Raw genomic sequence first — 396 nt, 5'->3', positions numbered from 1 at the left:
CTCGTCGAAGTGACGAAGGAACGAAGATGAGACCAAAACCCTTGGCCGCGAAGGCGACGCCCGGAGAGCGGGTGGTGAAGGATATCCGGCGTGCGACGCGCCGGCATTTCTCGGCGGAAGACAAGATCCGGATCGTGCTGGACGGGCTGCGCGGGGAGGACAGCATCGCTGAGCTCTGCCGCAAGGAGGGCATCGCCCAGAGCCTGTACTACGTGTGGTCCAAGGAGTTCATGGAGGCTGGCAAGCGCCGCCTGGCGGGCGATACGGCCCGGGCCGCGACCACGGACGAGGTCAAGGATCTGCGGCGGGAATCGACGGCCCTGAAGGAGGTGGTGGCCGAACAGGCGCTCGAGATCCGCCTGCTCAAAAAAAGCATGATCGCCGATGGGGGCGACG

General features: G+C 65.4%; 1 pseudogene. It reads left to right on the top strand.

What is annotated here, in order from left to right:
• Positions 1-26: 26 nt before the first annotated feature.
• Positions 27-396: pseudogene (locus AX690_RS07380) on the top strand (transposase); the annotation flags it as partial.

The organism is Caulobacter sp. CCH9-E1 (assembly GCF_001556515.1).
GTDB lineage: Bacteria > Pseudomonadota > Alphaproteobacteria > Caulobacterales > Caulobacteraceae > Caulobacter.
The sequence above is the reverse complement of the archived record's forward strand: the minus strand, read 5'-3'. Positions and strand labels throughout refer to the sequence as shown.